The organism is Pseudomonadota bacterium, from assembly GCA_030860485.1.
Taxonomy (GTDB): Bacteria; Pseudomonadota; Gammaproteobacteria; order JACCXJ01; family JACCXJ01; genus JACCXJ01.
The window spans coordinates 1-7,592 of the sequence record JALZID010000303.1 but is presented as its reverse complement, the minus strand read 5'-3'; the positions used below and the strand labels follow the sequence as shown (position 1 = coordinate 7,592).

Genomic DNA, 7,592 nt, shown 5'->3' with positions numbered 1-7,592 from the left:
CACCCCCTGGCGCCGGGGTTGACCCCGCGCAGTGTGATCGAGAAGTTTGCCGCCATGCAGATGCTCGATGTGCACATCCCGACCACTGACGGTCGGGAGCTCGTCCTCACCCGTTACACCCAGCCTGAGCCCGAGCTGACGCTGCTGTTGGACAAACTCGCGCTCGAGCTCCCCGCCCAACCGCCGCCCAAGATCACCGCCAGCCAGTCATCAGCCACCGCCCTGTAGTGCAGACCTAGCGGGGTCCCTATGAGTGATATCAATCACTTAGGACCTCGGTACCCCCCGAATCGGCTAAGTCGGGCTAAGAGTCGCTTGACCGCGATGGTCTTGTAGCTACTGGGAAGAGGCGCAGCCGAATCCCGGCGACGCAGTCGGAACGCCGCAGGTGCCGGGATCTGCGTCGCTCTTCCCGGCGTGCGACAGTACGAACCGAGCGCGCTACAGCCGACGCGCCAGGGCCGCGAGCAGGGCCTGGTTTTCTTCGGCGCTGCCGACCGTGACGCGGATGCAGTCTGCCAGGAGGGGATGCGCGCCGTGCAGTGATTTGACCAGAATGCCCTCCGCTTTCAGTCCGCCGTGGAGCGACTCGCCCTGCCCCGGCGCACGCACCAGGAGGAAATTGGTGTGGCTCACCCACACCTCGAGGACCTCGAAACGTCGCAGGGCCGAGCACAGGGCATCGCGATCGCGGCGGATGCGGAGCGCCTGCTCGCGCAATACCTCGGCATGGGACAGGACCCAATCGGCGCTTGCCTGCGACAGGGCGCCGATGTTATAGGGGAGGCGTACCTTATTGATCTCGGCCAGCCACTGCGGGTCTCCGATGAGGAAACCCACGCGCAGCCCGGCCAGGCCGATCTTGGAAAGGGTCCGCAGTACCAGGACCGGGGGCCTTCCGGTGACCCGGTCGAGCAACGTCTCACCGGAGAAGTCGAAATACGCCTCGTCGATGAGCACGAGCCCCGGACTGGCTTCGATGACGGCCTCGATCGATCGGCGCTCGAAGAGATTGCCGGTCGGGTTGTTGGGGTAGCTCAACACGACCACGGCCGGCTGGTGCCGATCGATCGCCCTCTGCATCGCCTCATGGTCCAGATCGAAGTCCCGGCCACGCAGCGGGACCCCGACATACCGCATGCCGGTGACCGCGGCCAGGATGCGGTACATCGAAAAGCTCGGCTCCGGACAGAGGAGGCAGCGGCCCGGTCCGCCGACGGTCAGACCGACCATCTGGATCAGCTCATCGGAGCCGTTCCCGAGCAGGAGGCCGGTGTCGTCCGAAAGGCCGAGATAGCCCCGCAGCCGCTGCTTCAGGGCCCGCGCCTCACCGTCGGGGTAACGGTTGAGCTCGACCGAGCGCAGCGCCTCGACAAAGGCCCCGCGCAACTCGGCCGGCCACGGGTGGGGGTTCTCCATGGCGTCGAGCTTGATGAGGCCCGCGGCGTCCTCGATGTGATAGGGCCGGAGCTCGCGCACCGCCGGGCGCACCCAACGGTTCAGCCCCGGTTCGGGCGAAGTGCCCGATGGGCCCCGATCCGGATTCACGGGCGTGCTCGCTCGGGCTCCGCGAGCCGGCACTCCGCCGCGCGGGCATGGGCGGTCAACCCCTCGGCGCGTGCCAGGAGGGAGGCGATGCCACACAGCTCGCGGGCGGTCTCTACCGAGCACCGGATCACCGAGGAGCGCTTCTGGAAGTCGTAGACGCCGAGCGGTGAGGAGAACCGCGCCGTCCCGGCGGTCGGAAGCACATGGTTGGGGCCGGCGCAGTAGTCGCCCACGACCTCGGCCGCGTGGCAGCCGAGGAAGATCGCGCCGGCATGGCGCACCTTGGGCAGCCAGGCCTCGGGGTCAGCCACCGCCAACTCCAGGTGCTCGGGGGCGATGGTATTGGCGAGCACCAGGGCCTCCTCGAGGTCCCGTACGCGGATCAGGGCCCCGCGTCCGGCCAGAGAGGCAGCGATGATGGCGGCGCGTTCCATCCCCGGCAACTCGCGCTCGATGCACGCGGCTACGGCCTCGATGAAATCGGGATCCGGGCATAGCAGGATCGCCCGGGCCTGTTCGTCGTGCTCGGCCTGGGCCAAGAGGTCCATGGTCACCCACTCGGCGCGGGCCGTGCCGTCGCAGACGACCACCACCTCGGAGGGACCGGCGATCAGGTCGATCCCGACCCGGCCGAAGACCATGGCCTTGGCGGCGGCCACATAGCGGTTACCGGGGCCGACGATCTTATCCACGCGCGGGACGGTCTCGGTGCCATAGGCCAGCGCCGCGATCGCCTGCGCCCCGCCGATGGTGAAGACCCGGTCGACCCCGGCGATCCCGGCGGCGCAAAGGACGATGGGCTCGACCTCACCCCCCGGCGCCGGAACGGCCATGATCACCTCGCCGACCCCGGCCACCTTGGCCGGGATGACGTTCATGAGCACGGTCGAAGGATAGGCGGCCTTGCCCCCCGGGACATAGACCCCGACCCGTTCCAGGGGCGTCACCCGCTGGCCGAGGAGATCGCCGGAGCCCTCGGCCAAAACGCCAAACAGGAGGCTCCAAGGCTCGATCCTCTGATACTCGTGATAGCGCCGGATGCGCGCCGCGGCTGCCAAGAGGGCCTCGCGCAGGCGCGCATCGCAGTCGTTCACGGCCGCCGTGATCCGCTCGTGCGGCAGCTCCAGCACGGCGGCCGAAACGACCTCGTGGCGGTCGAAACGCCGGGTGTATTCACAGAGCGCCGCATCGCCGCACTGGCGGATGGCGGCGATGACCTCCTGGACCGTGGCCAGCACGGCTAGGTCGGCGGTGTCCTCGTGGGCGACGAGGGATCGGAACCGCTCGGGAAACCCCGGATCGCGGGTGTCCAATCTGAGAACTGAATTCGGCTGGATCGTCATGGGGCGCCTTACTCTGATGATCGTTGGGCGCCCTGCGTCGCGGCGCGCGAAAACGTCGCGAGCATGCGTTTGACCTCCAGGTTCTTCATTTTCATGGCGGCCTTGTTGACGATGAGCCGGGCGCTGATCCCGGCGATGGTTTCGAGCACGGCGAGCCCGTTGGCGCGCAGCGTATTTCCGGTGTCGACCAGATCGACGATCCGATCGGCCAAGCCCACGAGCGGCGCCAGCTCCATGGAGCCGTAGAGCCGGATCACCTCGACCTGATCCCCCTTTCCGGCGAAATACCGGCGCGTGGTCCGGACATATTTCGTCGCGATCCTGAGCCGGCCGGCCGCGCATTCGGCGCCGCCCACGGGTCCCGCGACCACCAGTCTACATCGGGCGATACCGAGGTCGAGCGGCTCATAGAGTCCTTCCCCCGGGTACTCCAGGAGCACGTCCTTGCCGACCACGCCGAGGTCCGCGGCGCCGTATTCCACGTAGGTCGGGACATCCGCGGCGCGCACGATCACGAGCCGCAACGCCCCGCCACGGGCCGGGATGATCAGGCTGCGCGAGGTCTCTGGATCCTCGGCGGGCTCGATGCCCATCCCGGCAAGGAGCGGCAGGAGGTCGGCGAGGATGCGGCCCTTCGAGACCGCCAAGGTGAGCCCGTGGCTCATGTGTATGGCTCAAGGGGTACCGGCAGGGGCGGTGCTCAGCCCCGCACGCGGCGGATCCGGGCGCCGAGCTGAGCGAGCTTCTCCTCGATCGCCTCGTAGCCGCGGTCCACGTGGTAGATGCGGTCCACGACCGTGTCGCCCTCTGCGACCAAGCCGGCCAGGACCAGACTGGCCGAGGCCCGGAGATCGGTCGCCATGACCGGCGCGCCGACCAGGCGCTCGACCCCGGACGTGATCACGGTATTGCCCTCCAGGCGCACCTCGGCACCCATGCGCTCCAGCTCCGGCACGTGCATGAAGCGGTTCTCGAACACCGATTCCGTGATGGCCCCGGTGCCTTCCGCGATGCAGTTCATGGCCGTGAACTGGGCCTGCATGTCGGTCGGGAAACCGGGGTAGGGCAAGGTATGGGCATCGACGGCCCGCGGTCTGCCCCGCGCCATCCTGAGGGTGATCCAATCCGGACCCGACTCGATATCCGCACCGGCCTCGATAAGCTTCGCGATCACTGCCTCCAGGTAGTGGGGCTCGGCGCCGTTGAGCCTGACCTTGCCCCCTGTCATGGCGGCCGCCACCAGATAGGTACCGGCCTCGATCCGATCGGGCATGATGTGGTGACGCGCCCCGGACAGCCGGTCGACGCCATGCACGCGGATGGTGTCGCTGCCGGCGCCCTCGATGCGCGCGCCCATGTGATTGAGGCAGGTCGCGAGATCCACCAACTCGGGCTCGCGCGCGGCGTTGCCGATCACGGTCTCGCCTTGCGCGAGCGTGGCGGCCATCATCAGGTTCTCGGTCCCGGTCACGGTGACCGGGTCCAGGACCAGATGCGCCCCTTTTAGGCGATCCGCCGAGGCGCGGATGTAGCCGCCCTCGACCGTGATCTCCGCGCCCATCGCCGCGAGGCCCTGGAGATGGAGGTTGACGGGCCGTGAGCCGATGGCGCAGCCTCCCGGCAGGGACACCTCCGCGCGGCCGTAGCGCGCCAGCAAGGGACCCAGCACCAGTATCGAGGCGCGCATGGTACGCACCAGCTCGTAGGGGGCACGCACGTCGTTCAACGTGCCGCCGTCGACCTTGATGTTCATCTCATCATCCACCATCAGCTCGACGCCCATGCGTCCCAGGAGCTCTAGGGTGGTGGTGATGTCGCGCAGATGCGGCACGTTGCCGATGGTCACCGCGCCGTCGCAGAGGAGGGTGGCGCAGAGGATCGGCAAGGCCGCGTTCTTGGCGCCCGAGACGCGGATCTCGCCGCGCAAGGGCACGCCGCCCGTGATGATCAGCTTGTCCACGGCCGCGCCGCCGGCGATCGCTGCGAGCGAGGTGGCGGGCTACTCCGCGCCGCCGCCCCGCAAGCGCAGCCGGGCATCCTGTTCCTCGGGGGTCAGGGTCTCGATCGACAGGGCATGGATGGCGCTCTCCATGGAGCGCCCGAGGCTCTGGTAGACGAGGCGGTGTCTCTCTAGGGCGTTGAGACCGCGGAAAGCGGGGCTGACGACCGACGCCTCGAAGTGGACTCCGTCCTCGCCCCGGACTTGCGCGCGGCTACCCGGGATCCCATCCTCGATCAAGCGCTGGATGTCCGTGGGGGTCATGGCTTCGGTGAGCTCACGCCGCTATGTTGACACAGGGGGGTCGGGCGGGCCCCGTCCAGCGGATGCCGGCAGAGGCTCCCGGGCCCCGAAGACCTCTCCGGGCAGGACGGCGCCGAGCCCGTAGACCTCGGCGATCGCCGCGATGCCCGCGGGCAGGTTGCGGAAGCGCAGGGCGGTGCGACGCCCGCGCGCCTGTCCCTGCCAGTCCACCAGGAGTGCGAGCCCGGCGCTGTCCATGCGCGTCACATCGCAGAGGTCCACGAGCACCTCCGGGGCATCGACGAGGGCGTGGGCCGCGTCGCTTAGCGTCGGCACGGACGTCATGTCCAGCACCCCCGCCAGGTGCCACACACCCGCCCCCCGCTGCGACAGGGTCACGCTATTGCGGGGACGGTTTCGTCGCATTCTTGGCCGCGAGGCTGTCGATGAGGCCGTCGATGCCGCCCTTGCGGACCTCCGATCGAAACGACGCCTGGTAGGTGTTCACCAGGCTCACCCCATCGACCGTGATATCGTTCACCTTCCACGCATCGCCGATAACGTGCAGGCGATAGCTGATCGGCATGGCGGCCCCGCCCGGCCGGTCGATCTCGGTCTTGACCGTGACCTTCTGGGCGCCGGGCTCGGCGCGCACCGGGAAATAGCGGACCTCCCGATCGACATAGTCCAGCAACGCCAGCGCGTAGGTGCGGATCAACAACTTGCGAAACTCATCGATGAAGCGCTCGCGCTGGGTGCTGTTGGCACCCCGCCAGTGCTCGCCGAGGACCCGCTGGGACATCTGGGCGAAATCGAAGTGTGGCAGGATCACGTCGTCGACGAGCTGATGCAGGCGCTCGCGGTCGGTACGCAGGATATCGCGCTCGACGGCCACCCGCGCCCGTACCTGTTCGGCGGTCGTCTTGATCAGCTCCGAGGGATCCCGCGGCACCGCGGCTAACGCCAGGCTGAACAAGCCGAGCACGGCCATGAGGCCCATGCGACCTATCCTTTTCATGACTCTACCTCTCGCGCCAGCTGGTGAGGGATGGTGATGCGACATGCAGTCCCGCGAACCGCGGGGCCCGTGATCGCGCCGTAAACTTTGGAGTATAAACTAAGCGAGGACCGCCCATCGCGCAACCGACCGCCCGGTGCCGATCCTGGGCCACACACGGCGGGTCTTGAGGTATAGTACGGCGCCATCGCGCGTTGAGATCGTGGGCTTAGAACCTCCTGGGCAATGAAGATCCTGGCCCGCTACATCGGCAGCGCCGTCATGGCCTCGACCGCCACGGTCCTCGTGGCCTTGGCGGCGATCTTTTCCTTCTTCGAATTCGTCGATGAGATGGGCGATCTCGGCCGCGGGCACTACGGAGTCTTGCAGGTCATCGAGTTCGTGCTGTTGAGCATCCCGCGGCTCTGCTACGACCTGTTCCCGGTCGCCGCCCTCCTGGGCAGCCTGTTCGCGCTCGGTGCGCTGGTCAGCACCAGCGAGATGACCGTCATCCGGGCCGCAGGGGTGTCGCTGTCGAAGACCGTCTCCTGGGTGATGAAGGCGGGGGCGCTCATCATGGTCGCCTGCGTGCTCATCGGCGAGCTGGTCGCCCCCCCGTGCGAGCAATTGGCCCAACATCGCCGCTCCATCGCCACCACCGACAAGATCGCGCTCAAGACCCGCAACGGCTTCTGGGCCAGGGATGGCCGGAGCTTCGTGAACATCCGTACCATCCTGCCCGGCAACCGGGTGGAGCGGATCTTCCTCTACGAGTTCGACGAGCAAGGCCGGCTCAAGACCAGCACCCGCGCCAGGCGTGCCTACTACAGCGACGGACGCTGGTTGCTCGAAGGTATCGAACAGACGCTGTTCCTGACCGATCGGGTCGAGGAACGCCGCGTGCAAAGCGCTAACTGGGAATCGCTGCTCAACCCCGACCTCATCAGCCTCGTGGCGATCAACCCCAACCACCTGTCGGTCGTCGACTTGTACCGCTATGTCGAGTTCCTCGAGGCCAACGGCCAGGAAAGCCGGCAGTATCGGCATGCCCTGTGGCTCAAGGGTGCTTATCCCCTGGCCACCGGCGCCATGGTCTTGCTGGCCATCCCGATCGTGCTCGGCAACCCGCGCCGGGCAGGCACGGGCCGGCGCGTGGTGGTCGGCTCGTGTATCGGTGCCGTGTTTCACCTCGTCAACAAGGCCGCTGGCTCGCTGGGCGTGGTCTTCAACCTGTATCCGGCGCTCTCCGCCACGGCGCCGGCCCTGGTGACGCTCGCGCTCGCGCTCGTGCTCCTGCGCCGAGTGCCCTGAACGCTGGATCTAGCTCAGGTCGGACTCGCCGCAGCGGCGGAGGATCTGCTCGCGTGCCGCATCGCGCAGGGCGACGGCGGCGTCCCAACCCTCTCCCTCGGGCCAGATCGGCTCCCCCACCGCGACCGTTATCGGGTGGCGGCGCGGGAGC

General features: G+C 68.0%; 9 protein-coding genes. 2 read left to right on the top strand and 7 right to left on the bottom strand.

Annotated elements, in window-relative coordinates; translation table 11 throughout:
* Nucleotides 1–228: hypothetical protein (locus M3461_19170; GenBank protein ID MDQ3776323.1), on the top strand; the 228-nt coding region annotated here is incomplete at its 5' end.
* Nucleotides 229–441: 213 nt separating this feature from the next.
* Here M3461_19170 and hisC read toward each other — a convergent pair.
* Genes hisC through M3461_19135 form a run of 7 tightly spaced genes read right to left on the bottom strand, consistent with a single transcriptional unit; the run spans nucleotide 442 to nucleotide 6,151 of the window.
* Nucleotides 442–1,548, bottom strand: coding sequence for a histidinol-phosphate transaminase (gene hisC / locus M3461_19165; protein MDQ3776322.1), 1,107 nt, complete (start codon nucleotides 1,546–1,548; stop codon nucleotides 442–444).
* Entirely contained in the window at nucleotides 1,545–2,891 is a 1,347-nt protein-coding gene (gene hisD, locus M3461_19160; protein ID MDQ3776321.1) for a histidinol dehydrogenase, read from the bottom strand. The genes hisC and hisD overlap by 4 nt, the downstream gene beginning before the upstream one ends.
* Nucleotides 2,892–2,899: 8 nt before the next feature.
* Nucleotides 2,900–3,556: an ATP phosphoribosyltransferase gene (hisG, locus tag M3461_19155; protein ID MDQ3776320.1), complete on the bottom strand. Its 657-nt coding sequence runs from the start codon at nucleotides 3,554–3,556 to the stop codon at nucleotides 2,900–2,902.
* Nucleotides 3,557–3,591: 35 nt separating this feature from the next.
* Nucleotides 3,592–4,851 carry a UDP-N-acetylglucosamine 1-carboxyvinyltransferase gene (gene murA, locus M3461_19150; protein ID MDQ3776319.1) on the bottom strand — a complete coding sequence of 420 codons (1,260 nt, stop codon included), beginning with the start codon at nucleotides 4,849–4,851 and terminating at the stop codon, nucleotides 3,592–3,594.
* Between the two features lie 39 nt (nucleotides 4,852–4,890).
* Nucleotides 4,891–5,154, bottom strand: coding sequence for a BolA/IbaG family iron-sulfur metabolism protein (locus tag M3461_19145; GenBank protein MDQ3776318.1), 264 nt, complete (start codon nucleotides 5,152–5,154; stop codon nucleotides 4,891–4,893).
* A gap of 21 nt (nucleotides 5,155–5,175) precedes the next feature.
* Entirely contained in the window at nucleotides 5,176–5,532 is a 357-nt protein-coding gene (locus M3461_19140) for an STAS domain-containing protein (protein ID MDQ3776317.1), read from the bottom strand.
* Between the two features lies 1 nt (nucleotide 5,533).
* On the bottom strand, nucleotides 5,534–6,151 hold the full coding sequence (locus M3461_19135; protein MDQ3776316.1) for an ABC transporter substrate-binding protein: 618 nt from the start codon (nucleotides 6,149–6,151) through the stop codon (nucleotides 5,534–5,536).
* Nucleotides 6,152–6,376: 225 nt separating this feature from the next.
* Between M3461_19135 and lptG the strand changes: the two genes are divergently transcribed.
* A complete protein-coding gene (lptG, locus tag M3461_19130) occupies nucleotides 6,377–7,441 on the top strand; it encodes an LPS export ABC transporter permease LptG (GenBank protein ID MDQ3776315.1) in 1,065 nt (354 codons plus the stop codon).
* The last annotated feature ends 151 nt before the right edge of the window (nucleotides 7,442–7,592 follow it).

Coding starts and splice junctions, on each gene's coding strand:
- hisD (MDQ3776321.1), bottom strand. CDS start 2,891: ATGACGATCCAGCCGAATTCAGTTCTCAGATTGGACACCCGCGATCCG.
- M3461_19145 (MDQ3776318.1), bottom strand. CDS start 5,154: ATGACCCCCACGGACATCCAGCGCTTGATCGAGGATGGGATCCCGGGT.
- M3461_19135 (MDQ3776316.1), bottom strand. CDS start 6,151: ATGAAAAGGATAGGTCGCATGGGCCTCATGGCCGTGCTCGGCTTGTTC.
- hisG (MDQ3776320.1), bottom strand. CDS start 3,556: ATGAGCCACGGGCTCACCTTGGCGGTCTCGAAGGGCCGCATCCTCGCC.
- lptG (MDQ3776315.1), top strand. CDS start 6,377: ATGAAGATCCTGGCCCGCTACATCGGCAGCGCCGTCATGGCCTCGACC.